The sequence below is a fragment of the Shewanella algidipiscicola genome, from assembly GCF_003605125.1.
In the GTDB taxonomy this organism is placed as follows: domain Bacteria; phylum Pseudomonadota; class Gammaproteobacteria; order Enterobacterales; family Shewanellaceae; genus Shewanella; species Shewanella algidipiscicola.
In genome coordinates this window covers 43,969-68,996 of sequence record NZ_QPQT01000008.1, presented here as the reverse complement: position 1 = coordinate 68,996, position 25,028 = coordinate 43,969, and the positions used below count along the sequence as shown (strand labels likewise).

Genomic DNA, 25,028 nt, shown 5'->3' with positions numbered 1-25,028 from the left:
TGCGGACTCTCGTTGTCATGTTTGTCCTAAGCGCATCTATTCCTGCAAAAGCCGAATTGACCTGCCCAGACGCGGGGTTATTGTCCGGCAAGTTGCTGACGGATGTTTGCTGGTCATGCATTTTTCCTATCCGGGTTGCCGGTCTTCCTCTTGGCTCTGGCAGTGTCCCAAGCGGCGCATCAAACAAGTCATTTTGCTTATGTGAAGACAACTTAGGTGTGCCAAGGCCAGGTATTGTTACCAGCATGTGGGAGCCTGCGCGTTTGATTGAACTGGTCAGAACGCCAGGTTGTTCGCCTTCCCTGGGAGGGATTCGTTTACCGTTAGGTGATAGACGACTGCAAGGTGGTCATGGCGAGGGTGAATATGACACCGGTGATCTCGCTTTCTACCATTACCATTATTACGCCTTTCCGCTTTTGGTCATGCTCGATTTGTTCATGGATGGCAATTGCAATGCCGATGGTTACATGGACTTTGACTTGATGTATTTGTCGGAATTGGACCCAACATGGCTGAACGATGAACTGGCCTTTTTTACTCAGCCTGAAGCGGCTGCCGTTGCCAATCCATTGGCTATATCTGCTTGTACCGCTGACGCTGCTTCATCAACGCTTGGTAAACCCATCGATCAGTTGTTTTGGTGTGCTGGCAGTTGGGGCCATCTCTATCCCTTATCTGGCCACACCTTAGCCTTCGGCTCATTAGCAGAAAACACCAGCCATTTAGCGGCGCGTGCAATCGCGGCTCAACACAGGCGTGGTCTTGCTAGGCGAACAATGGGGAACAGTGCGCTATGCCGGCCTGTTATCGACCCCATGCTGCCGAAATCCCAATACAAGATGAGTATGTTCTTCCCTGTACCAGAAACTGAAAATGCGCATGTCATCGGTGAAAGCACCATGAAATGGGGAGAGTGGCGAACAATCCCAGGTGCCGGTGAAGATGCGCTCTATATTTTATGGCGCTGGCAAGACTGCTGTAACTCGGGAGGTTAACTATGAAACCAACACTTTTTACCCGAGTTTTAGCGGGTATTTTATCAATCACTATGGCGTGCTTGCCCTTACATGGTGTGGCCGCTGATGTGCAGCGCCAATCCGGCCTAAGCGGACAGCAAGAAGGTAAGCAATTACTGCAAAACTGGACGATGCCCGCATTCAATGGCAATACATTGTCGGTGCCGACTGGCAGTGGTAATGAGACGATTAACTTGCAAGAGCTTTTCCCTGGTATGGATCAGGGCTCATTGGATGTCTTAACGGGCGTTTATGGCTCTGATACCAGCATGAATCAATTGGGGACGCAGCGCCAAGAGAGCATGGCATCCGAAAGTGGCGCTACGGGTGAAGCATTTCGTTCGCTACAGCAAATCAAAGACAGGTCGCGGCCAGATATGGTCAATGATCCGCTTTGGGCATTAACTGATGCAGTTCAAACTGACCCCAATCTATTAACCCAAAGCTTCCCAGGCTGTGAGTCTCAAGGTGAAGGTAGCCCAAATTACCAGCAATGCGACAGGCTCAATACAGCGGTTAACAGCTGCACTATTACTCACGATTACACGGCAGGCATTATTGAGCATGTTTCAGGACCAATGAACCTTCGCTCTTGTGGTGAGGGATGTCTTGAAGTTTGGATAGGACGAATTGGTGACAACTACTGGAGTGGCCGTTGTAAAGTGTTCGAGCAGGCCATCACACTCAAAGTCGTGAACCCCGATGCGATTACCTCAGCCGTTCTTGAGTACGCCAAATGGGATGACTACATGCAAGTGTGGCTTGGTGATCAGAAAGTTTGGTCTGGGCCGAATAATAACTTTCCACCAGAAACGGCAGGTCGCTGCGAGCTTAGTACCAGTTGGGAACGCAATCCTAATACTGACCTCACCGCCAAGATAAAAGCGGTAGAGCCCGGTTTAGAAGTGCCAATAAAAATTCGCGTATCGGTAACGGGTAGTGGTGAGGGCTATGCACGCATCAAGGTTCGCTTTGATCCAACCAAGGTGGTGATGAATGATAGTTGGTCACCACAGTCCTGTATCGAACAAGCAGCGGATATCCCGGCTAAGTTTTCAGACTACAGCATTCAATGTACGGATCAGCCGTCATCAACCAACGGATGTACGGTGGTCAATGGTGTTTCAGTTTGTGAATCCTATTTTGCCCCAAGCCTAGTGGCTGGCATATCGCCTTTGTGTCGGCGTGTACAAGTTAGTGTGGATGATGAAAGCTATAAGGGAATTGAAAATCAGGCCTGCCGAGTGCTTGAAGCGAATCCTTCCTGTGGATTCATGTCGTCAGAATGTGCCGAGACCAATGATAAAGGTGAATGCATTCGTTTTACCGATACCTATGACTGTGGATTGCAAACCAGCGATCCAAAGTGCGTGGTATCCAATCTTATGCCGAGTAGTTTTGAGGCCTGTGAGCCTACTCAGACGATTACGCCATTTACTGAAACCAAGCATGTACCGGATTACCAGGTGTGCGAGAAGATCAGCACGCTTACTCAGTGTCAGTTAGAACGACGTGTATCCGCTGAAACCCATCAACAAAGCTGGTCCATTGAGCGCGGTTGCTTTAGCTCTGAAACGCTCAGCTTTGTTCCACAGCACAGCAGCACTATGCAAACTGGAAACGCGACGCTGAGAGTGTTTGATAATCAAAATACTGAGATAAAAATCACCGAGTCGCCGTCCAAGGCAAATGGCTGGAAAACGACACTTTCATTGACGGGCAATAAGGAGACGGTGACTGAGACGAAACCGTCCATTAAATACCCTGAAATGACCTGTCCAAAAGGAACCTTGGTTGGCTCATTGTGCAAGGTCGTTAATGGGTCGATTATTTCGTGGCATGAACCGCAGGAAGACACGCGTTCCAAATGTGAGTCCGGCTGGAACAAAGTCGATTTCGATACTTGCAGCCGAGAAGTTCAGAAGTGTTTGGCTCCTGCGAAACTGAGAGCGTCATTGGCCTTCTCCGGCAAATACTTAGAGCAAGACGTTGTTCATCAATCAAGTGATCCGGGCATAGACCAATGCTTGATGCAAACGGATCAGTTTACTGCGGTTCAGTGGCAGTGTTTGGATACAGGGACAAAACGAATCGACGAGTTAACGGTTGGTAGTGGCGAGTTGGCCAATCTTGGAAGCCTTTATCCGGCGGTAGTTTCGTCTCCTGCTCATTTAACCAGTCGCGGCAGTTCTGATGGACTGGGGCTCTCATGCTGGAGGGCAAGAGCGACCTACAATGCTTCGACTGCTCATCCAGAGTTCAACATGGGCAGCTCAGATAGCTGGGTAGATGCCAATGGTAATACACAAACCATCGTCAATAACGGACAAAACACGACCACCAATACGTGTGCCGCGCTAGAGCAAAACCCAGCCTGCCAGTACGTCAGAACCGAATGCACTGAAGGCGGGGCTGGTCATGAAGGCTTCTGTTATATCCAAAGTTTGGTGTATGACTGCGGACAAAGCGTTGAAGTGCAAAATGCACGAATGGAAACTCAATACAACTGTGAGGGCCCAGTTCGCTGTATGGGCACAGATTGTTTAGAGCCAGAGTCAATCAAGCAGGCTAACTTTGCAGAGGCCGCTGCGATGCTCAATGCTGCGCAGTTTATGACCAATGATATGTCATGTACGGGAGCTGATGGCCAAGATAACGTTGAGTGTACGGTTTTTAAAGGTAATGCTGGCCAGTGCAAAAAAGCCGTTGGCGGCATAGTGGATTGCTGTGAAAAGCCAAGTGGCGTGTCGTTATCGGACTACATTACGATGATAGTGGCGGTTAACAAGCTTGATACGGCAGTCATGGCCATGAATCCGTCTTCGGCAATCTATGGTTCTTGGAATACGCTCAGGGAGCCAATCACGAGCACTTGGAGTGCGGTCAAAGAGCCTTTTGTGTCAGCATGGGACTCTCTCATGGGAGCTGGGCCATCAACGGCTGCTGGCGCGGGAGCGGAGCAAGCTGCGACTGGCTTCATGCAGGTGTTGACCAACAAAACGGCTGAATGGGTAGGCTCTACCTTTGGTTCTGGAGCGCAATCGGCACTGTTTAGCAACGTTGGTGGCGCGGTTGGAGCCGATGGTGTTGTTTCGGGTGGCAACTTTGCATTGGGTGGCGCTGCGGGCGCGGTTCTGAGTACGGTTATGACGGCCTACATGATTTATTCAGTCACCATGATCCTCATTCAGCTTATCTGGAAATGTGAGCAGAGTGAGTTTGAAATGAATGCCAAGCGGGTATTGAAGAGTTGCCACTATGTAGGCTCTTACTGCAAGTCTAAGTTCTTAGGTGCCTGTGTTGAAAAACGGCAGTCATATTGCTGCTTTACTTCGCCACTTTCACGGATCATTCAAGAACAAGTACGTCCTCAATTGGGCCTTGGTTGGGGCAGTGCGAAATCACCAAACTGTGAAGGTTTGACCGCGAGTCAGTTAAACCATGTAGATTGGAGCCAAGTCAATCTGGATGAATGGATAGGTATCTTATCGATAACAGGTAACCTACCCGAAATACCGTCACTGGATTTGGAAAGACTCACTGGCTCAGGAAGTACGCTAAATGTTGATGGAAACCGTCAAAGTGCCGCAGATAGAGCCATTGAACGGCTAAACGGAATGGATGCACAGAAACTGCGTCAGGAGGCGACGGAAGAAATTTCGGGGAATAATTGAGCTCGTCCTTATAAAAAAGCTGCGCCAATAATGTTCCATATTGGTTACTTTAATGAGCATAATGCGCCTTAAGATAACCAATTTGGCACTTTGTACCTTTTATACTTTCTGTTCAGCGTGTGCGCAATTTGCTCTGATTTTTTACTATTTTCAGCCTTAGGAGGCTGCTGCAAAAAGGAAAAGCTGATAGTCTGGCACATATCAAATTTATGATAAAAGGAAAATTAATAATGCCTAATTTCGATCAAAACTTTGAAGCTACTCGCTTGGCTATGCTTTCAAAACAACACCCTGACATTGTGAAGGTGTCGGGTGAGGTAGTGTTTTGTGCGGAAGATGACGAAGACCGCCTAAGCGGAACATCTTGGACTCTTGAAGATGACATTTTTGATCAGGTCACCGAATCAGGCTTCAAACTACACTTGCTTGAACTTCTGGATAATTTCATAGAATACCGAGGTCAATGTAACGAGCTTCCGAAAAAGGAAGGGATTGTACGTTTCGGTGGTGGCACTTTAAATATTGAATGGCTACCTAATGGAACTACCCAGCTATCCAAATGATGTTTCATAAGAACCTGCCTGAGTTTTCCTATGGATGATAAAAATGTTTCAGAAATAGACTGTCTTGATAAGTTGATGGTTGCATGGGAGGAGGCATTCCCGAAGGATTGGTATTTCAACTACGATGGAGTGATTTCAACTGAGGACTGGGATAGTTGTGGTAAAAAAGTTTTGTTTGTTTTAAAGGAAACAAATGAAGCAAAGCAAAATATTGTCAACGCTATTAATAGAGCTATTGAAGTGAAGGCAAGTGGATGGTGGCGAGGAAAGGTTCTTCGTCGGGTGGGGCGTTGGGCTTACGGACTTCAAAAATATGATGGGGCTGTGCCGTCACTGAGAGATGCTAAATTAAATGAAAAAATTGCCGTTAAGAGTATTGCATACATAAACATAAGGAAAACATCGGGAAGTGCGCGAACCGACCAAAAATCGTTTGACGCCCATGCGAAAGAATTTGCCCCTTTTGTTAGAAGGCAAATTGAGTTGATTAACCCTGACATTGTTGTGCTTTGCGGCACATATAATCAAGTTAAACGTTACGTCTTCCCTGAGCTTAACAAAGTTAGCGAACGAGTGCATGTTAATGAGGATGTTGTCTTCATCAATGCCTTCCATCCTGCTGCAAGAAAAAAGTCGGCTATGCTTTATCATCAAGTACTCGATAACTACCACGCTTACAAAAATCATGTATAGCCAATGTTTGAATAGTTATATGCAGCGCTAGCCTTGCTTCGTATCTTGAAAAAGCCCCTTCGAGAGGGGGCTGTGTGATGGGAGCCTAATAGCGAGTGGTCTGTTCAACTACCTCCGCTCGGACAAAACTGCATTGCTGGTTTTCTCTGGTTAGCTTCAGCGACCGTCGCTTTGAAAAGAAAGTTGAAGGGCTGAGTTGATTCTGTCGGCAGAACTCTCTTTGGTTAAGAGGGCTGTCTTCGTATTGCTGAAATATTTCCAGCCATTCCTGATCGCTGCGTCGTCGGTGAGCCATGATCTTATCTCCTTATTAGTGAAGATAAGATCATAAGTCTGGTGCCTGGCTAATTGAATGTGTGCTTTGTGGGGCGCTTACAATTTATCTTATGTAAAAATAGGCATTTCTGACAACATTTAGCCCTAGGTAAGCTAAATGTTAAATTTATTATCGAGAAGTGTCACTATTAGGAGAATTTACCAAACCTAGTTGAATACAGAATTGCCTTGACAAGGGGGGGAGTACAGCTTTCGGGTAGTTATTTTTGTAACGAGGTTTAGGCATGAGGTTACAACAATTAATCTATGTAGCCGATCAGATCGTAACTTATTGATTTAGTTTTACTGATTAATTGATGACAACCGCTTCATTACCATCATTGAACTCAGAGCTATGAATTTAACGATGCTCTTAAACTTGGAGTCAGCTTTCGCCGGATAGGTTTTATTTAAGTAATCAATAATGTTTTTTCGATTAAACATTAAAGCCCAATCACGCGCTGTCATATTGGTTTTGTTGGTTAGCTGTGGATTTGAACCAAATGCTAATAGCAATTTGAAAATTTCTAAATTGCCCTTGTAGGCACTGGCCATGAGCACGGTATTACCTACATTATCCGCTGAGTTAACATCAGCGCCACATCTTAATAATGCTTCGCAGCAATCTTTTTCATTATTGTAGACTGCCAGCATCAAGGCAGAATACCCACTTGAGTTTGTTTCATTAATGTTTATATCCGGGGTGTGGGATAATAGATTAACCAAACTATAAAAATCACCTGAACGTGCACAATCAATCAGCGTAGTATCAACGCGGTAGGTTTTTTTATAATCGTCCCATTTACTCATAATTCCCCCAAAAAAGGGGCTTTTATCAATGAATACAGTCACTGATAAAAGCCTTCAATATTAAATGATGTCAGAAATTTTTAGCTTTAGAGCATCTGCAACCCCTTGGGCATAAGCAGGGTCTGCTTGGTGACAGTTTCTTATATGTCTATACTGAACTTCCAAAGACGCAGAGCTGATGCTTCGAGCAGTATTTTCAAACAGCACCGTCTTTTGTTCTGGCGTCATTAAATTAAACAACGCCCTTGGTTGACTAAAATAGTCATCGTCATCTTCACGAAAATCATAACTATAGGCACCACCTTGAATTGCTAATTCAGGCTCTTTAGTGTCGAGTTGTTCTTGCCATAAACCAAGGCTATTTGGTTCGTAGGCTTTTGTGCTTCCGTAGTTACCATCTACCCGCATTGCACCATCTCTATGGAAAGAATTCACCGGGCATTTCGGTTGATTAACCGGGATATGAGCATGATTGACGCCTAATCTATAACGCTGTGTATCTCCGTATGAAAACAATCGACCTTGTAACATCTTGTCTGGTGAAAAGCCGATGCCAGGTACAATATTGGCAGGGTTGAATGCCGCTTGCTCTACTTCGGCAAAATAATTGTCTGGGTTTCGGTTCAGCTCAAGAACACCAACATCAATTAAAGGAAAGTCATTATGTGGCCAAACCTTAGTTAGATCAAAAGGATGAATAGGATAGGATTTTGCTTCTTCTTCAGTCATTATCTGAACTTTCATATCCCAACGAGGGAAGTCTCCATTTTCAATGGATTCATAAAGATCTTGTTGATGACTCTCTCGATTTTTACCAACAATTTCTTCGGCTTCTTGATCCGTTAGGTTTTCTATTCCTTGTTGGGATTTAAGGTGGAACTTAACCCAACAACGTTCATTTTTATCATTGATAAAGCTAAACGTATGACTACCAAAACCATGCATATGGCGATAACTTTTTGGGATCCCTCTATCACTCATTACAACCGTGACCTGATGAAGTGCTTCAGGTAAAAGCGTCCAAAAATCCCAGTTGGTATTGGCACACCTCATATTGGTTCTCGGATCGCGTTTCACTGCGTGATTCAAATCGGGAAACTTGATTGGATCTCTTAGAAAAAAGACTGGAGTATTGTTACCCACAAGATCCCAGTTTCCTTCATCAGTATAAAATTTTATCGCGAATCCTCTAATGTCTCTTTCTGCATCAGCTGCTCCGCGTTCACCTGCTACTGTCGATAGGCGAACAAAAACATCCGTTTTTTTACCTACAGATGAAAAGATATTGGCTTTAGTGTACTGAGTAATATCGTGGGTGACAGTAAATGTCCCATAGGCACCAGAGCCTTTTGCGTGCATTCTTCTTTCAGGAATAACTTCGCGATCAAAATGGGCGAGTTTTTCTAAAAACCAAAAATCTTGTAGAAGCATTGGCCCTCTAGGGCCAGCTGTTTGTACGTTTTGGTTGTCGGGAACGGGGCATCCGCTCGTTGTAGTAAGTTTATTTTTATCTTTCATTACAGTCCCTTTTATTTGCTTACAGTGTGAAAACTTAATCTCTGAAGCTAACAATAATTATTGATATTTTTGCGACTTTGATTAGGGCGTTTACTCTAGTATGAAACCATGTGTTAACAGCTTAGATATATGTAAACTATTTTTCCAATCACTCGCCCTCAATCAACCCGATATCCACAGTCTATTATTGGCTCGATTTTCTGTAGTAAACGCTTATTGACGCCTCTAGTTGATGTAATTCGGTGGTACATACATAGTTTTAATTATTCACAAAACTCATCCACGGCAGCCAACGCTTGTGTCCCATAAATCACAGCAGGACCGCCACCCATTAAAATGGCAACGTTAATCGTTTCAATCAGCTCTTCTCTGGAAGCCCCAGCTTTTACTGCTGCTTCAACGTGGGAGCCAATACAGCCATCACAACGGACATTGATAGCAATAGCGACGGCAATTAGCTCTTTATACTTAGTTTCCATTGCTCCGGGAGCGAAAGCAGCTTTGTGAAGGCTTAAAAAAGCGTTGAGTGTATCAGGGCTCTCTTTTCGAAAAGCGGAACCTAACTTGCGCTGTAGCTGATTAATGTCTGTATAATTTTTACTCATAACGTTACCTCAGTTGTATATTCAAATTTATTTACTCTGGCTTGCATATTTCGCCGGCTCTTATGGCTTTAAGTGTATTAAACGAAAGCCAGAGAATAAGTAGGGTTAGGCCCCCTAATAGCGCTTTACCAATATATAAACACGTTGATGATTGCGTTAACTCGGCATATCTAAATAAGGCTACGTTAAAGGCTGCTACCGGAAATGAAAAAGCCCAGGATGAAAGATAAAACCCACCTTTTCGAAATTGATTGATATTGAGCACCAGCAAAATAGCGGTGAATAGTGCAACAGAAGCAAGTATTCTGGATAAATCAGTCAGTTCTGGCACGAGTGAGCTGTAGGACACAAAGCCAATGGATGGTGGCGCTAACAAGATAAACAGCATAGGTTTAAAACGTGTTGGCAGAGCTTCATGAAAAATCAAACGGTTGGTAATGATGGTTAATAGCACCATCCAAAAAACAATACCAACGCTGAAAAAGAACCAGCTTACCTCGATATATCCCAGCTTAGCACCGGTGATTGGAGCAATAATGTTACCAACAACCGGAATAAACCAACTCGGGTTGGCGTGCTCTAGCCGATAGTGATCGTGGTGTATCCAGCTATGCATAACCAGTAAAGTTAACGATAGCTGAACGATCGCTCCAATACCCCATAAACCATAGGAAAGCGATTCAAACTTATGCCAAACGACGGAAAGGAGTAATAGGCTGATTGAGAAAGCAGCAAAGAAATTAATCTTAATTGGATGCTTTGTTTCTGCAATCACTGCATTTGGATAGCGAAAGAGTTTTAGTAGATAAAGGCTGCTCATCAGCAGCATAACGATACTTGCCAAAGCACTGGTGAATGTTGTAACCACAGGAAATGACGTCCCCAAAGCTTTTTGCCATGCGATTGCAAATCCACTCAGACCCATAACGATAGAGAACATTGAAATAGGGAAATGTACTAATCGGCTTTCTACCTTTACAGAGGATGAGTGGTTTATAGATAAGTGCTTCATATCAAGCCTTTTCAGCTGGTAGTTTTGAATATTAATTGACTTTAATATATCTCTTTCTGGCTGACGCTTTTAGTTGCTAATATGACAAGATGTATTCTTAACACGACAAATGGTTTTTTAGCAAAATGAACTGTTATAGAGTGGTTGTTATAGCAGCTATAGAATTTTCTATACTTATATGCTGAATGTTTTTAATCAATCAAGGAGTCACTATGGATACTATCAATATAGGAATTAATGAATCTGATCGCATTGCTATTGCTGAAGGCTTGAAACGTTTGCTGGCAGACTCTTACACCCTTTATCTGCAAACTCACAATTTTCACTGGAACGTAACTGGACGACAGTTTCGCGATCTCCATTTGATGTTTGAAGAGCATTACACAGAGCTTGCAACAGCTGTCGATGATGTCGCGGAACGTATTCGTTCACTGAATATTGTTGCTCCAGGCACTTATAAATCGTTAGCGTCATTAAGCTCTATTGAAGAAGTGGAAGATATCCCGCCAGCAATAGAGATGGTAAAAATTTTGACGCAAAGTCATGAACAAGTGATCAGAACTTGTCGTGAGATATTAAAAACGGCTCAGGATGCTGATGATGAATCTTCTGCGGCCCTGATTTCAGACCGAATGCGCGTGCATGAAAAAACGGCATGGATGTTAAGAGCGATGTTGGTCGCATAAAAACAATTCATTACTTATTGGGGTTAACTGTCAGTTAACCCCATTTTTTTAACTTTTTGATGGTGTCAGGTATTAGTGTCAGTCAGCTATTAGCTAACCCAGCCTAGTAGTTGCCACCATAGAAAATCTAAAGGCATCAACACGACAACAGTAATAGCCGTCAACGGTAGGGTAATTTTTAATAGCTTAGAGAGAGGCTCTTTTGATAATTGCATTGCGACGACTAGTGGGCCCACTTGATATGGGAAAATTACGGTCGAAAAGCCAATGACCTGAGTCATTATTACGGCGAGTAGAGAGAACCCGGTTATTTGAGCGAAATCTCCGGCCATAGGTGTTAATACCGTCGGTACACCAGGGATTGTTGCTACTAATCCTGTGAGAGTTGAAATGATAGACAGTGCCATGAAACTCAGGAATGAGCTGTTTTGGTCTGCTGGAAGTATATGTCCGAATAGCTGCCCTAATGCCGAGCCAATTCCTGATTCATTAACCAGCGCTCACAGTCCTAAAGCACCAGCAACGAAAATCACTGTGGCAAAATCAACGGAGCTATTAAATGCTTTTGGCTCGACAACTCCCCATTTAGGGAGCAGGAGAATAATTGCTGTTACTAAACCTACCCAGGCCGGATTAATGCCGTGAATAGTATCCGTTATCCAGAATAACAACGTGATAGCGAGCAAAATACCCACTTTCTTCTGCATCTTTTGATCGGAAACGAAACTTTCGTTACTGGTGATGTGATGGACGCCCCTCTTACGGCGTCAAATGCGCCAAACTAAAGGTACAAAGCCTTAGTTAACAAAGGAGCGTCCATCATGAATATTAAAGTTGTTGGCATTGATTTAGCAAAAAATGTTTTTCAAATATGTGTGCTTGGTGACGATAACTCTGTCATTAAAAACAGAAAAGTCTCCAGAGATAAACTGCTGCATGAAGTTCGTCAATTCCCTCCCAATACGCTGATTGCAATGGAAGCTTGTCTTTCATCCAATTATTGGGGGGAAACCATTCAAAATATGGGATATCAGGTCAAACTGCTTCCGGCTCAGCATGTTAAACCGATGGCGCGTAGACAAAAAATGATGCTAATGATGCGCTGGCTATCTGCGAAGCTGCTTTTCGTCCCAATATCCATGCTGTGCCAATCAAGACGCGGGAGCAGCGGGATATCAAGGCGCTTCGCACTGTACGCAGTACCTTGATTGTGCGTCGTACAGCAACGGTAAATCAGGTTCGCGCCTTAGCGTCAGAATACGGCGTTATTTTTCCAAAAGGATTAAAAACACTGCAGGAGCAGCTGCCCGCCGCATTGGAAGATGCCGATAACGGCTTATCAACGGTAATACGCAGCCTGCTGCAAGGGCTGTATGATGACATTAAGATAATCTCCCGTGATATCGACTCGTTAACTGATGAGTTAACACGCTTGGCAAAGCATCATCCTCGCTACCAAGCTTTGCTAAAAATTCCCGGCTTTGGTCCCATTGTCACCGCCAGTGTACTCAGCGAACTGGGAACGGGTGAACAGTTTACCAATGGGCGGCAATTTTCTGCGTGGTGCGGTTTGGTTCCCCGCCAGCACAGTAGCGGAGGGAAGTCTACATTGATGGGCATGACCAAAAACGGCAACAGAGAACTGCGAACACTGTTGATTCATGGTGCCAGAGCAGTGCTACGGTTCGCGGCTAAGCGTCAAGATGCTATGGGACGTTGGCTTAACGGACTGGTTGCCCGACGAGGAAAAGTTAAGGCGATTGTGGCACTGGCAAATAAGCTCGGCAGGATCGCCTGGCGGATCATAAGCGGAGATCAAGAGTTTCAGTTAAGCCGGGCCTTTAAAACGGCATGAATATAGAAAAAAAAGAGTAACAGAACTGTTTAATTAACTGATTAGGCAGAAAAAAGAGGTATAAACGTCACCCTAGAGTTTGCAAACCTTGATGGAAAAACGGTTATCCGTCCCGGCAAGAGCCTGAGAATAAGACAAGGTATTTCTATGCCGTGTGGGTGTATAGGCGGCCGGGTTCGGATCTCATCATGGCGCAGGGCGCATTAATGGATCGCCCTACTTAAAGACGCCGGATATATGTCAGCGAACCGATCTTCAATCAAGAGTTGCAAAACACGGGGCGTCCATATATGTCTTTATTGGCTGATGGGGCTGAAATTTTGTCAGGGAAAATACGCAGTACTAGCCAAATGACGACCAAAGATTTAACGATACCTAATATGGGAAAGTGAAGCAGTAGGTATTCAGTGTAGCCAAAGGTAATATTAAAAAGGTTTTCACTGGAGCCAGCTAAAATCATGTTGGGAATATTGGCAGGTAACACTGCAAAACTGGGCATATTGCACGAAATTGCAAGGGCAGTAGCAATGCCAATTCGGCCATTACTGCCTTTTTTCAGTCCAATGGTGTCAGCTAATGCCATACCAATAGGAATTAATACCACAGCCCTACCTACTGAAGAGGGCATGATAAACCCCAGAGCCATGGCACTGAATACCAAACCTGTGATAAGACGTGGATAACTGACCGTTAAATAGGGGGAAATCAGTGTCGCAAGCTTTTGACTTAGTCCAGATTTGGAAATTGCTGTGCCAATGATAAACCCAGAAATGATGAGCCATACAGCGGTAGAACCAAAACCCGCGAATACTATCGATGGTGAAATCAGACCCAATATCGTTACTAAAGCAAAGAAGATCAAACTTGCCAGAAAAGGCGGTACAAATCCTGAGCTCCAAAAGATAAGTGTCACCAACACAACAGCGGCACTTCGAGAAAATATCTCGGACTGAGCTGGAAGCGGATAAATGCTAATAACAAATGCAAATGTCAAAGCGATAATTACAGCGAATGACTTTACATTTAGCCGGCTGACCATATGTGTTTTCTCCTGAGCTTTATAATTATTAGGCTTCGTTGACCTAAAAGCTCAACAGGCTCTAGATATATTGTAGAGTTATTTCTAAAATACCTTTTATTTGATACGTTTTCACGAGGCAGGATGTCAAAACATATTCCTAACACGACAATGTTATTGCCCAGCGATGTTGCTTTTGTCTTAGATCCTGCTCAACCCGTGCTTACGCACAGTCGCAGTATGGTTGCTGAGTCTGCTATCGAGCCGCATACTCATCCCAGAGGACAACTTCTTTGGGGAGCTAAGGGCGTATTACGTGTAACCAGTGAAAAAGCGGTGTGGGTCGTTCCATCAACTCATGCCGTATGGATTCCTGGAGGTCATTACCATCAGGTGAGTAATGAAACTGCTACGCAAACCCGTAATCTATACGTTGACCCCTCGTTTTGTGTTCGTCAGAACTCTGAGAAAGTCGTCATGTTGAAGATGAGCTCATTAATGCGAGAAGTCATACTCAGGCTTACAGAAAGTGCTGGTTCTCTTACAAAAGAAAGAGCACATAACTTAGGCTTGGTTGCTCTTGATGAACTTGAATCCTTGGAAGCACTCGAGCTTTATATTCCATCAGGACATGATCCTCGCCTGCAACGTTTGATCAGTCTTATTGTTAATAAGCCAGAGCAATCACTGTTGCTTGAGCCGTTAGCCACTCAGGTAGGGGCAAGTGTCCGTACTATCGAAAGGTTGTTTAAAGCCGAAACGGGGCTAACATTCCGTCAATGGCGTAGCCGCTTTCGTTTGATGAATTCACTGGACAAGATTTCTCAGGGGTATAACACAACCTTGGTTGCGCATGATCTGGGTTATAGAAGTGTGAGCAGTTTTATCTCTTCTTTTAAAAAATTGTTTGGTTGTACACCTCTGGAATATGCTCAAAGGTAATTATTTTATTACGAAATCCTGAGTTGATTTTCAACGACTATAGGAATAGGACCTCGTTTATTCGTCGGCTGCAATATAAAATCTATACAATTATTTTTTCCATTATCTGTAGTAATTTGTGATTTGCTAATTTAAGTACAAACTCTAGCAAGGTTTTGTCCAAAACTGTGTTACAAAGTCCACAACACCAAATTTTGAAGAGCCCCTTCAAGAGGGGCTGGTTGATGTGAGCCTAGTTGGCTAGTTGGTGGGGTTATCTGTTTCCTCTTCAGTGATATCGTCATCGGTTGAAGGCACCGCTTGTTCAACTTCTACTTCTTTCCCCTTAGCTTGGGCTGATTTTCGTGCTCGAATTTCGATATCAATAATGCGTCGAGCCAGTTTGATAGTGCGCTGTTGCCATGCGTAGTTGCCATCAACACGTTGCTTGTTGCTAAGCACGCTAGATAACCAGAGGGTGTCCATTGAGATCATCAACGCATCGAGTTTGCGAACTAAGCCAACAAACTGGCCAACCTGAGGCGAGCTGATTTTGGCGTTGAAGGTAATCGGGTCGGTGTAGTCAGGTACTTCATCGATGCCGTTGGACTCCATCAGTTTGTCCAAACGAGCTTGTTCGCTGTCTACCGCTTTAGCGCAATCCTCGATCAACTGGCTAATGATCTGTTCCACTTCATCAATTTCGTTCTCATCGCCAATGATGCGCAGGATGACATCGATTCCGTAAAGCGCACTGACCGTCCGTCTAAAAACACGGTCAACGACACGTTGCGCCTGTAAGCTATTAATTGTGAATGATTGTTCAAAGATGGGTTTAGAGTAATTAGGTTTTGCTTGGGCCATAAGTTTGCTCCTGATATGACAATAATCAGTCCCTAGCCTAATCCTCTGTGAGGTAATGGCCTTTCAGCTAGATGGAAGAATTGAGCATCTTTCTGACTATCCTGTCTGGATAAGACGGTTACACTGACTATCAAATATTGCTGATCTGTTTTAGTGATATCTGCGCCTGAGAGCATGAGCTCAAAGGAAGCCCGCCGCTGAGTATTCTCAGTGGTACTAAGAGGTAGCTAGCCTCCTTAAACAAATAGCCTGCATGTTTTTACATGCTCAACCATGCGTTCCTTACGGTTCGCCTTTTCACCACCCAACTGGGGGAGTTTTCCCCAGTTGGGGGTGACTCCTTCAAAACCAACATAAGGAGTCACCAATGGAATATATTTTCGGATTTATCATCCAAATCGCAGGCATTATGTTGCTTGCAAAACTGAGCTGGTCGCTTTTGCGATTGCTTGCTCGTCAAAGCGTGCGCCCGTTTCGATTTGTACTTACTCAAATCAAGCGATTGCTCACACCAACACCAAAACGTCGTCCAATGGCAGTGCCTAAAGCTCCTGGTATGCCCCGTTTGACATCTGCGTTTTACAAAGAGCCACATCAGTACGACATGGCTTTACTCGAAATACCAACCTATCTGCGCCGTCAGTCTTCTTTGCCCAGCCGGGTAGAAGTGACTGTGTGCACAGAGTTCAACTAAGACGAGGAAAACATCATGAAAAACCAAGTAACACTCATAGGCTACGTTGGCTCTGAGCCAGAGACGCGAGCCTATCCATCAGGTGATTTAGTGACCAGTATTTCACTAGCCACTTCTGAGAAATGGCGCGACCGTCAATCCAATGAGCTCAAAGAGCATACGGAATGGCATCGGGTTGTTTTTCGAGATCGTGGTGGATTTAAGTTAGGGCTAAGAGCAAAAGATTTGATCCAAAAAGGAGCGAAGCTTTTTGTTCAAGGGCCTCAGCGCACGCGCTCATGGGAGAAAGATGGCATTAAGCATCGATTGACCGAAGTGGACGCGGACGAGTTTCTGCTTCTTGATAGTGTGAACAAAGCATCTGAGCCATCAGTGGCGGATGATGCGGGTTCCCAAACTAATTGGGCACAAACGTATCCTGAACCAGATTTTTAACCGAGCAAAAACGCTTTAACCCAGCCGGGAGTACTTTCCCGTCAGGGTCAGACTCCCACTTTGATTGTCGGAGTCCACAATGGAAAAACCAAAGCTAATCCAACGCTTTGCTGAGCGCTTTAGTGTCGATCCAAACAAGTTGTTCGATACCCTAAAAGCAACAGCATTCAAGCAACGTGACGGTAGTGCACCGACCAATGAGCAGATGATGGCGCTCTTGGTGGTTGCAGATCAGTACGGCTTGAACCCTTTCACCAAAGAGATTTTTGCGTTCCCTGATAAACAAGCTGGAATTATTCCAGTGGTAGGTGTCGATGGATGGTCTCGCATCATCAATCAACACGACCAGTTTGATGGCATGGAGTTTAAGACTTCAGAAAACAAAGTCTCCCTGGATGGCGCGAAAGAATGCCCGGAATGGATGGAATGCATTATCTATCGGCGCGACCGTTCGCACCCAGTCAAAATCACTGAGTACCTGGATGAAGTCTATCGACCGCCTTTTGAAGGTAACGGCAAAAATGGCCCTTACCGTGTGGATGGTCCATGGCAGACGCACACTAAGCGAATGCTAAGGCATAAATCCATGATCCAGTGTTCCCGCATTGCGTTTGGCTTTGTGGGAATTTTCGATCAAGACGAAGCGGAGCGAATTATCGAAGGCCAAGCAACACAAGTTGTTGAGCCATCTGTGGTTCCACCCGAGCAAGTTGATGATCGTACCCGAGGGCTTGTTTACAAGCTTATCGAGCGGGCGGAAGCTTCAAACGCATGGAATAGTGCATTGGAATATGCCAATGAACATTTTCAAGGTGTTGAGCTGACGTTTGCGAAACAAGAAATATTTAATGCACAGCAACAAGCAGCCAAAGCGCTCACACAGCCTTTAGCTTCTTAGCGCCACGCATTCATTTTACTAACCCTGGCGGGATTATTCTCCCGTCAGGGGGAAGGTCTCGTCTTTTTTTTGGAGATCTTCCATGACTAAATCAGCCTCACTTTTTCGCTTGGTATTGGTTGTTGCCCTTGTCGTAGGTACGATTCAAGCTGGTAAAGCGGCAATTGATTCGGTTCAAGCGAGTGTTGTTCAGCACCAAACAGCGTTAGTACAAGCTGCAAAGTAACCACTTAACCCTGAAGGGGAATTCTCTCCTTCGGGGGAGTCTCCCCTCAAAGGAGACAATATGAAGGTTATCGACCTATCACAACGTACTCCTGCATGGCACCAGTGGCGCATTGCAGGGGTTACGGCATCTGAAGCCCCAATAATTATGGGGCGCTCACCCTACAAAACACCTTGGCGATTATGGGCAGAAAAAACTGGATTCGTATTACCGGAAGACCTGTCGAATAATCCTAATGTGCTTCGCGGTATTCGGTTGGAGCCTCAAGCAAGGCGAGCATTTGAGAATGCGCATAATGACTTTCTTCTGCCGTTATGTGCAGAAGCCGATCATAACGCAATCTTTCGAGCTAGCTTTGATGGCATCAACGATGCGGGCGAACCCGTTGAACTGAAATGTCCTTGCCAGTCAGTTTTTGAGGATGTGCAAGCTCACCGAGAACAAAGCGAGGCGTACCAGTTGTATTGGGTGCAAGTTCAGCATCAAATACTGGTCGCCAATAGCACGCGTGGTTGGTTGGTATTCTATTTTGAGGATCAACTGATTGAGTTTGAAATACAACGAGACGCGGCTTTCTTAACTGAGTTGCAAGAAACAGCGCTTCAGTTTTGGGAGTTAGTACAGACCAAAAAAGAACCGTCAAAATGCCCTGAGCAAGATTGTTTTGTTCCCAAGGGTGAAGCCCAATACCGTTGGACATCGCTGTCTCGACAGTATTGCTCAGCACATGCCGAAGTGGTCCGACTGGAAAATCACATTAAATCTTTGAAAGAGGAAATGCGAGACGCCCAGTCAAAATTGGTCGCCATGATGGGTAACTACGCTCATGCCGACTATGCTGGGGTCAAACTCAGCCGCTACATGATGGCGGGCACGGTGGACTATAAGCAATTGGCCACCGATAAGTTAGGCGAGCTGGATGAACAGGTTTTAGCCGCTTACCGAAAAGCGCCACAAGAGCGGTTGCGCATTAGCACCAATAAGCCAGAGCAGCCCGTTGAAACACCAATCAAAATCAGTCTTGAGCAAGATAACTTGGTTCTGCCAGGTGACTCGCCGAGCTCATTTTACTTTTAACGTTCACTTGGAGCCGATTTCGGCTCCTTTCTCATGCGCTTACATCGAGTGCATCAGAAAGCAGTTTCACTCGTAGCCAATGCTGGGTACGAATGATAGAGCGAGCTGAACTCTTACATACACAGCCATACCACAATCAACACACCACCCGACGGGGACTTCATTCCCTGTTGGGGCATGGGGCCTCGTTAAAACTAATGAGGTTTACCATGACAGAACAATCCCCATTTTTGGTTCAAGTGAATCAAGCGTTTAATGTCCCGGCTCCTGATGCTTTCGTTCTGGAAGGGTTTAGTGCCGACACTACCCATCCAAACATTCCCGTTCGCAAGGACGAGTATGTTTTTAGAAAAGAAGACTTACGTGACGTATTGGCGTTTTTGTCTCACCCAGACGGTGACGGTTTGTATATTACAGGCCCCACGGGATGCGGTAAGACCTCGCTAATTTGCCAAGTTGCTTCTCGATTGAATTGGCCTGTTCAGCAAATTACTGCGCACGGTCGATTGGAGTTGTCCGATCTTATCGGTCACCACACGCTGGTTAATGGCAACATGACCTTTGTGTATGGACCGCTGGCACTGGCTGTCAAGCATGGCCATTTGCTGATCATTAATGAAATGGATCTTGCTGAGCCTGCTGAACTGGCTGGGCTCAATGACATTTTGGAAGGTGCCCCGTTGGTCATCGCACAAAATGGCGGTGAGATCATCATGCCACATAACAAGTTTCGTTTTATCGCAACCGGCAATAGTGCGGGCAGCGGTGACCAGACGGGCTTGTATCAAGGTGTGCTTCAACAGAATTTGGCTTTTCTTGATCGCTTTAGAATCATCGAAGCGACCTATGCAGAGCCTTCTGTAGAGGAAGCCATTCTGGAGAACGTTGCGCCGGGCTTGCCAGAAGTCTTTCGCCAAAAAATGGTGAAGGTGGCTGGTGACATTCGTCGTCTTTTTATTGGGGGCGCGGATGGCGGTGCGGAGCTTAGTATCACCATGTCCACTCGGACCTTGGTGCGCTGGGCAAAGTTAACACTTGCTTTTAAAGGTGCTCCTAACGCAGTGGAGTATGCACTGGTTCGGTCTTTGACGGCTCGTGCTGAGTTGGAGCAACGAGAAGCCATTCACCGTATTGCTGCTGATGTATTCGGTGATCACTGGGAGGATTGATGATGGAAAAGTGCTTTGCTCTTTACCGTTACAGTCATTCTGATGGGACAGCCAAAGAATGGGCCATTTATGTTGGATCAGATAACCAGGAGATTGAAGTTCGGTTTGGAAAAGCCGGTCAATTGTCGCAGCAGCGATTGATTGATTCGACTGATCCTAAGGCTGAAGCAGACCGACGAATCAATGAGAAAATCAACAAGGGTTATCGATTGGTTGGACAAGTCGGCATTGATCATCAAGGGCGGCCATTTGAACTCTCAAATGCGCTAGATAGCGTCGCGTGTGCCAATAACGTCAGTTGGGAGTTTCGTACTCGCAAGGACGTCAATGGCCAAATCACGCTGGCACAAAAAGCGTTGTTCGATATGGCAAAGCTGCTTGAAGCCTATGGCTTGGCTGTTATTGATGATAACCAGGTCAGGATTGGAGAATGGTCATTAGGGTTTTGCAAAAGAGGATTACCTAGTACCAATCAAATTAGCATGGTGTCAGGTGAAGGCGCTGGCATTGTTAACACTGATGATGGCCCGTGGCCATTGTTGCTGTTACTCGCCTTTAAGCGTCAATTACCACCACTGTGTTCGCTCACAGTAGCGAGTCCTGAAGGGATAGAAGTATCTGACCAACTGAAGTTGGAAAAAGATGTATTGCGGTTGCTAGGCAGTGATTTAGAGCGGGTCCGCCCGATAGCTGAAGCACTGGATTTAATGCCTGCGAAAATCGATCTCAACCAATCGTCGCCTGATTCGCAAAATTACTATTTCTGATAGTGGTATTGCCATTAGCGCGTCAACTACTACCACCCAAGCGGGGGCCATTGCTCCTGTTGGGAGTGGTGCGTCCCCATCTTGCATGAGGATGCACTATGAGTATTCAAACCCTCGACAAACTTTTGATTTGTCACATCGACTGTTCCATCTGGAGCGGTAGAAAAAAACTAAGGCCTGAAGATTTCAGATTAGCCAATGGCAGCCAACTTCCACCGAAGGATGTTGCCAGCTTAGGGAGTAAAAAAATTTGCGACCCTGAGGCATTGGCGAACTTTGAACGGCTTAAGAAAGAAGCGCAGCGCTTGTGTGAGCAAGTCGGTGTGCGGTTTTTAGGTGGCTATGCCGTCCCTGAAGACCGAATTGATCAGATTGTTCCAGAGCTTGACCGGATCGGTCAGGAATTTGCGCAGTGCAAGCAGTTGTTCTTGGACAACTATGATCAGGTGACGTTTGACTGGGTTGCAAAACACCCGGAATTTGCAGATGCAATCCGACGTGCATTATCACCCATCGAAGACGTGGAACAACGGCTTCAGTTCGATTATGCCATCTATCGAATGCAACCAGCTGACCAAGCTGGTGGCTTAGATGACAAGGTCAATGGCATGGGACACACCCTCTTTAGGGAGGTGGCCCGTGATGCCAACGAACTGTTTGAGCGTTCCGTTGCAGGTAAGAATCAAATCAGCCAGCGAGCCCTTAATCCTCTCAAACGGTTAAGAGACAAGTTGGATGGTTTGTCATTCCTGGATCATCGAGTTCAGCCGATGGTTGAAGCGATGGACAATTTATTTGTTCGTCTGCCGAAGACCGGCCCTGTGACAGACAATCTCTATCACGAACTGATGGCGACCATTTTAATTTTGTCTGATCCAGACAAGATGAGAATGCACGGTGAAGGTCAATTGGATATCAGACAACTGATGCCCAAACCTGAACCTAAACCCGCACAGCCAGTATCTGCTCAGGCAGATAACTTGTGTGCAATAACCCAACCAACCGTCAGACCAAACCTTGGTTCGACTGTACCAAACTCGTTTTATTTCTAACGTCCTTGAGGGCATGTTGCCCTGAAGGGCGCATGTCCTCTGAACTATGTAAGAGGAAATTATGCAATCAACCATCCATAACCCCAGCCAACTGAACCAGTTTGAAGCACATTTTCGTGGTGTAACTGATGCTGTTGAAAGTGAATCGATACCAGAAGTGGCGTGTTGTCGAACGTTAGTACAACGGTCGTACTCAACACATAGTGTCGTGATCCCCAAGAACCCTGTTTTGATCGCAGATGCGGACGCACAAGGAGCTTGGGTAACGGCCATGGTATTTGTTCCAAACATGGCATTGCAGCAAACCGCTTTTGAGCGGGCCTGGCTGCAATATCAACACGAGGTGTCTACTCAGTTACAAGACCAGTACGGTCTGACATTGGATGACATCCTGAGTTTAGACCAGCTTAAAACGTCATTTGAGCAGCACGAGAGTCCAGCTCAATTGGTTGCTTGGTTAGGTCAAAAATACGACCTGGATAAGCTAAAAGCACAGGTTTAAACACTTACATTCCCAGCGGGGAAACGCTCCCGCTGAGGGAGTATTCCCCCTAATGATTAGGAGACTCCCATGAATCATCCATTAAAAAACGCACTGCCAATCGTTGCCGCCGCTTATGGCGAAAAGTTTGGTGTGAAGGTGCTTATTCAAGGACAAGATGCATTTACCGATGGTGAGCGGATTGTGATCCCAACAGCAAACCCAGACGACCCACACTATCAACAGATAGCTTGGGGTTATCTGGCTCATGAAGCGGCGCATATTCGGCATACCAATTTTGACATGGTGAAGAAGGCGTCGTCTAAGCCGATCCGTAAGGCACTTCTCAATATTATTGAGGATGTGCGCATTGAAAACGAATTGGCAAAGGATTACCCCGGAACCCGGCGCAGTATTTCGCAAGTGATTGAGTACATGGTGGACACACAGCAAATGTGTGTACCTGAACAGCCTGAGCCTGCATCTAACTTGCAAGCCTGGTTGTTGTTTCGCTTGAGATGCCATTTTCTGGGCCAGAAAGCGCTGACGCCTTTGTATCAAGCTGTTGATGAAAGAGTGAGACAACTCTTTCCTGCCGCAGCGATGAGCCGGTTAAGCGCCATGCTGACAGCAGTGCCTAGCCTGGCATCTACAGGTGAAGTGCTGAAACTTGTCGATGCCATCGTTGCCATGTTGGAAGACGAATCTCGTCCACCACAGGATGAGTCGGATGCTGATGGCGGTGATGACATTGGACAAGATGCGAGTAATGACAGCAATAGCAGTAGTGACAGTCAAACCCCGGAAACAGGTTCGTCTGCAACAGGGGATGCTGCTGAAACGAGTGATTCTGATAACTCTGATCAAGCTGACAATTTGCGACAAGCCTTAGAGGCCAGTGCCGCTCAGTTTGAACCCGATACCTTTGCCCAAGTGGCAGAAGTGTTGTCGGAACAAGCTGAAGGACATCAGGGCGTCACACCTCTCAGTTTGCCCCAAGCAGAGCAAGCTATGTTGGGTGATGAGGCCATCTTGACCTTATCGGCGTCTGAGTCGGCTCAAATTCGAGCCCGACTTAGGGGCATGGTTCAGTCCAGTCAGGACAATCGGAATCATGCCAAAAGGCACGGTCTTCGAGTTGCAACCCATCGTCTTGCCGCTTCACAAGCCGGTGAGTCGAGATTGTTTATTCAAAGGCAACCTCGCATTGCGCCTAATGCTGCTGTGCACTTGCTGGTCGATATATCGGGTTCAATGGGTAAACCCATTGGCGAAGGTAATCGAAAGTACTTTCATGTTGCCAATGAAGCCGCTTTGGCTTTGGCCATGGCACTGGAAGGCATACCGGGTGTTGTACCTGCGGTCAGTTATTTTCCTGGTATTCATCAGGAAGTTTCTATCGCGTTATTGCCCAAGCAATCGGTTCGACATCGGGCCGCCTGTTTTGACCAAAAACCACGAGGTTGTACGCCTATGGCACAAGCGATGTGGTTTGCGGCAAACAGTTTGTTAGCGCAAAAACAGAAGCGAAAGCTAATGATAGTGCTAACGGATGGTGACCCAGATGATTGGGCTGCCACGCATGACATTGTTGACCGGTGCAGACGAAGTGGCTTTGAGCTGCTGGGAATAGGGATTCAAACACGCAGTGTTGAGAAATTCTTTCCTCAAAGCATCGTGATTAACGACGTCAAAGATCTGAAGCGTGAGTTATTCGAAGTAACACAAAAACTGTTAATTCAGTAACCACATCAATTTTACCACCCTGCGGGGACGATTCCGTCTCCGTCAGGGCATGGGTTCGTCTCCGCTTTTTTTTGGAGACTCCTATGAAAAACAGAAAGTTCTTAGCTGGCGAAGAAGCCGGTACTTACATCGTTCCTGAGCAGGTGACCGAAGCGGATATATTAGATATGGCGCTCAAGCTTGCTCGTGGTCGATTGAGTAAAGGTCGCAAAATTGAACAGCCATCGTCGGCGTTCTCATACCTGCAAACACTGATGCACGAGTATGAGCACGAAGTCTTTGGCGTGCTGTTTCTTGATACAAAGCATCGCGTTATTCGATTTGAAGAGCTGTTCAAAGGCACTTTAGATGCGGCGAGCGTGTATCCAATGGAAGTAACAAAGCGTGCGCTAGAGCTTAATGCGGCAGCAGTGATACTGGTTCATAACCATCCATCGGGTGATCCTGAGCCCAGTGAAGCTGATAAACGCATCACTCATCGACTCCGTGACGCCTTGTCACTTGTTGATATTCGAACGCTTGACCATGTTGTGGTCGCATCCGAGGGCTGCGTTTCGCTTGCCGAACGCGGTTATCTTTAATGAATGGGCGCATTGCCCATTCTCCTACATCACAAAAGCAGTCCCATCAACACACATCATCACAGCTCGAATTTCTATTTGAGTTTGATGATGCCCCAGTCACTTGGTCTGACACGGAAATCTGGCAGTTACGCGAAGGCATTCTATTGGATGCGATCCGAGTATTGCTAGATGGCCGTGTCAGTACTCGGTTGCGAAAGGATGTGTTGTCGTGGATTAAAAATGACGAATTAGCGCCATTTTGCTTTCGTGTTTGCGCGATGGCTGCGGTTGTCGATCCTGATGTGCTTCGTGATTCCATCATGTGGCTATTAAGACGACATGGTATCCAGCTTGACTAACGTTCCTG

At 45.8% G+C, this 25,028-nt stretch carries 26 protein-coding genes and 1 pseudogene; 19 read left to right on the top strand and 8 right to left on the bottom strand.

What is annotated here, in order from left to right; genetic code table 11:
* The first annotated feature begins 17 nt into the window (after positions 1 to 17).
* The 4 genes from DVO77_RS10240 to DVO77_RS10225 all read left to right on the top strand — a co-directional run bounded on the left by DVO77_RS10240 (position 18) and on the right by DVO77_RS10225 (position 5,949).
* On the top strand, positions 18 to 998 hold the full coding sequence (locus DVO77_RS10240; RefSeq protein ID WP_428842890.1) for a TraU family protein: 981 nt from the start codon (positions 18 to 20) through the stop codon (positions 996 to 998).
* Positions 999 to 1,000: 2 nt separating this feature from the next.
* A complete protein-coding gene (traN, locus tag DVO77_RS10235; RefSeq protein ID WP_119978281.1) occupies positions 1,001 to 4,693 on the top strand; it encodes a conjugal transfer protein TraN in 3,693 nt (1,230 codons plus the stop codon).
* Between the two features lie 230 nt (positions 4,694 to 4,923).
* Positions 4,924 to 5,256, top strand: coding sequence for a hypothetical protein (locus DVO77_RS10230; protein WP_119978377.1), 333 nt, complete (start codon positions 4,924 to 4,926; stop codon positions 5,254 to 5,256).
* Positions 5,257 to 5,286: 30 nt separating this feature from the next.
* Positions 5,287 to 5,949 carry a uracil-DNA glycosylase family protein gene (locus tag DVO77_RS10225; protein ID WP_119978280.1) on the top strand — a complete coding sequence of 221 codons (663 nt, stop codon included), beginning with the start codon at positions 5,287 to 5,289 and terminating at the stop codon, positions 5,947 to 5,949.
* Between the two features lie 85 nt (positions 5,950 to 6,034).
* Here the strand turns inward: DVO77_RS10225 and tnpA are convergent, their stop codons facing one another.
* The 5 genes from tnpA to DVO77_RS10200 form a co-directional block, all read right to left on the bottom strand.
* A complete protein-coding gene (tnpA, locus tag DVO77_RS19420) occupies positions 6,035 to 6,244 on the bottom strand; it encodes an IS66 family insertion sequence element accessory protein TnpA (protein ID WP_428842889.1) in 210 nt (69 codons plus the stop codon).
* Between the two features lie 323 nt (positions 6,245 to 6,567).
* Positions 6,568 to 7,116, bottom strand: a complete 549-nt coding sequence (locus tag DVO77_RS10215; RefSeq protein WP_162924178.1) for an ankyrin repeat domain-containing protein — start codon at positions 7,114 to 7,116, stop codon at positions 6,568 to 6,570.
* Positions 7,117 to 7,134: 18 nt separating this feature from the next.
* Positions 7,135 to 8,592, bottom strand: coding sequence for a catalase (locus tag DVO77_RS10210; protein WP_119978278.1), 1,458 nt, complete (start codon positions 8,590 to 8,592; stop codon positions 7,135 to 7,137).
* 263 nt (positions 8,593 to 8,855) lie between these two features.
* Positions 8,856 to 9,197, bottom strand: coding sequence for a carboxymuconolactone decarboxylase family protein (locus DVO77_RS10205; RefSeq protein WP_119978277.1), 342 nt, complete (start codon positions 9,195 to 9,197; stop codon positions 8,856 to 8,858).
* A 31-nt stretch (positions 9,198 to 9,228) separates the two neighbouring features.
* Positions 9,229 to 10,209, bottom strand: a complete 981-nt coding sequence (locus tag DVO77_RS10200; RefSeq protein WP_119978276.1) for an SLAC1 anion channel family protein — start codon at positions 10,207 to 10,209, stop codon at positions 9,229 to 9,231.
* Between the two features lie 212 nt (positions 10,210 to 10,421).
* Here DVO77_RS10200 and DVO77_RS10195 point away from each other — a divergent pair, with 212 nt between their 5' ends.
* A complete protein-coding gene (locus tag DVO77_RS10195) occupies positions 10,422 to 10,895 on the top strand; it encodes a Dps family protein (RefSeq protein WP_119978275.1) in 474 nt (157 codons plus the stop codon).
* Positions 10,896 to 11,395: 500 nt separating this feature from the next.
* Here DVO77_RS10195 and DVO77_RS19265 read toward each other — a convergent pair whose 3' ends face one another.
* On the bottom strand, positions 11,396 to 11,602 hold the full coding sequence (locus DVO77_RS19265; protein WP_249038151.1) for a hypothetical protein: 207 nt from the start codon (positions 11,600 to 11,602) through the stop codon (positions 11,396 to 11,398).
* 114 nt (positions 11,603 to 11,716) lie between these two features.
* Here DVO77_RS19265 and DVO77_RS10185 point away from each other — a divergent pair.
* A pseudogene (locus DVO77_RS10185) lies at positions 11,717 to 12,750 on the top strand (IS110 family RNA-guided transposase).
* Positions 12,751 to 13,009: 259 nt separating this feature from the next.
* On the opposite strand, the gene DVO77_RS10180 reads toward DVO77_RS10185, so the two are convergent.
* Positions 13,010 to 13,789, bottom strand: a complete 780-nt coding sequence (locus DVO77_RS10180; RefSeq protein WP_119978274.1) for an SLC13 family permease — start codon at positions 13,787 to 13,789, stop codon at positions 13,010 to 13,012.
* Between the two features lie 123 nt (positions 13,790 to 13,912).
* Here DVO77_RS10180 and DVO77_RS10175 point away from each other — a divergent pair, with 123 nt between their 5' ends.
* Positions 13,913 to 14,710 (top strand): AraC family transcriptional regulator, encoded by a 798-nt coding sequence (locus DVO77_RS10175; protein WP_119978273.1) that lies wholly within the window; start codon positions 13,913 to 13,915, stop codon positions 14,708 to 14,710.
* A 240-nt stretch (positions 14,711 to 14,950) separates the two neighbouring features.
* Here DVO77_RS10175 and DVO77_RS10170 read toward each other — a convergent pair whose 3' ends face one another.
* Positions 14,951 to 15,553: a hypothetical protein gene (locus DVO77_RS10170; RefSeq protein WP_119978272.1), complete on the bottom strand. Its 603-nt coding sequence runs from the start codon at positions 15,551 to 15,553 to the stop codon at positions 14,951 to 14,953.
* 367 nt (positions 15,554 to 15,920) lie between these two features.
* Here DVO77_RS10170 and DVO77_RS10165 point away from each other — a divergent pair, with 367 nt between their 5' ends.
* From DVO77_RS10165 to DVO77_RS10115, 12 genes are all read left to right on the top strand, one after another.
* Positions 15,921 to 16,247 (top strand): plasmid-related protein, encoded by a 327-nt coding sequence (locus DVO77_RS10165; RefSeq protein ID WP_119978271.1) that lies wholly within the window; start codon positions 15,921 to 15,923, stop codon positions 16,245 to 16,247.
* Between the two features lie 15 nt (positions 16,248 to 16,262).
* Entirely contained in the window at positions 16,263 to 16,682 is a 420-nt protein-coding gene (locus DVO77_RS10160) for a single-stranded DNA-binding protein (protein ID WP_045611047.1), read from the top strand.
* A 79-nt stretch (positions 16,683 to 16,761) separates the two neighbouring features.
* On the top strand, positions 16,762 to 17,580 hold the full coding sequence (gene bet / locus DVO77_RS10155; protein ID WP_119978270.1) for a phage recombination protein Bet: 819 nt from the start codon (positions 16,762 to 16,764) through the stop codon (positions 17,578 to 17,580).
* A gap of 82 nt (positions 17,581 to 17,662) precedes the next feature.
* Positions 17,663 to 17,806 carry a hypothetical protein gene (locus tag DVO77_RS19025; protein WP_162924177.1) on the top strand — a complete coding sequence of 48 codons (144 nt, stop codon included), beginning with the start codon at positions 17,663 to 17,665 and terminating at the stop codon, positions 17,804 to 17,806.
* Between the two features lie 60 nt (positions 17,807 to 17,866).
* The gene (locus DVO77_RS10150; RefSeq protein WP_067206279.1) at positions 17,867 to 18,883 is read left to right on the top strand and encodes a YqaJ viral recombinase family nuclease; all 1,017 of its coding nucleotides are present in this window, start codon (positions 17,867 to 17,869) and stop codon (positions 18,881 to 18,883) included.
* A gap of 209 nt (positions 18,884 to 19,092) precedes the next feature.
* Positions 19,093 to 20,052 carry an AAA family ATPase gene (locus DVO77_RS10145; protein ID WP_055464781.1) on the top strand — a complete coding sequence of 320 codons (960 nt, stop codon included), beginning with the start codon at positions 19,093 to 19,095 and terminating at the stop codon, positions 20,050 to 20,052.
* 2 nt (positions 20,053 to 20,054) lie between these two features.
* The gene (locus DVO77_RS10140; RefSeq protein ID WP_428842893.1) at positions 20,055 to 20,819 is read left to right on the top strand and encodes a hypothetical protein; all 765 of its coding nucleotides are present in this window, start codon (positions 20,055 to 20,057) and stop codon (positions 20,817 to 20,819) included.
* Between the two features lie 98 nt (positions 20,820 to 20,917).
* A complete protein-coding gene (locus tag DVO77_RS10135; RefSeq protein WP_119978268.1) occupies positions 20,918 to 21,871 on the top strand; it encodes a DUF3150 domain-containing protein in 954 nt (317 codons plus the stop codon).
* A 61-nt stretch (positions 21,872 to 21,932) separates the two neighbouring features.
* The gene (locus tag DVO77_RS10130; RefSeq protein ID WP_024015929.1) at positions 21,933 to 22,373 is read left to right on the top strand and encodes a hypothetical protein; all 441 of its coding nucleotides are present in this window, start codon (positions 21,933 to 21,935) and stop codon (positions 22,371 to 22,373) included.
* Positions 22,374 to 22,442: 69 nt separating this feature from the next.
* Positions 22,443 to 24,098, top strand: a complete 1,656-nt coding sequence (locus tag DVO77_RS10125) for a VWA domain-containing protein (RefSeq protein ID WP_119978267.1) — start codon at positions 22,443 to 22,445, stop codon at positions 24,096 to 24,098.
* Positions 24,099 to 24,181: 83 nt separating this feature from the next.
* Positions 24,182 to 24,679, top strand: a complete 498-nt coding sequence (radC, locus tag DVO77_RS10120) for a RadC family protein (protein WP_119978266.1) — start codon at positions 24,182 to 24,184, stop codon at positions 24,677 to 24,679.
* Complete coding sequence (locus tag DVO77_RS10115; RefSeq protein ID WP_001014427.1) at positions 24,679 to 25,020, top strand: hypothetical protein; 342 nt, start codon at positions 24,679 to 24,681, stop codon at positions 25,018 to 25,020. The genes radC and DVO77_RS10115 overlap by 1 nt, the downstream gene beginning before the upstream one ends.
* Positions 25,021 to 25,028: the final 8 nt, after the last annotated feature.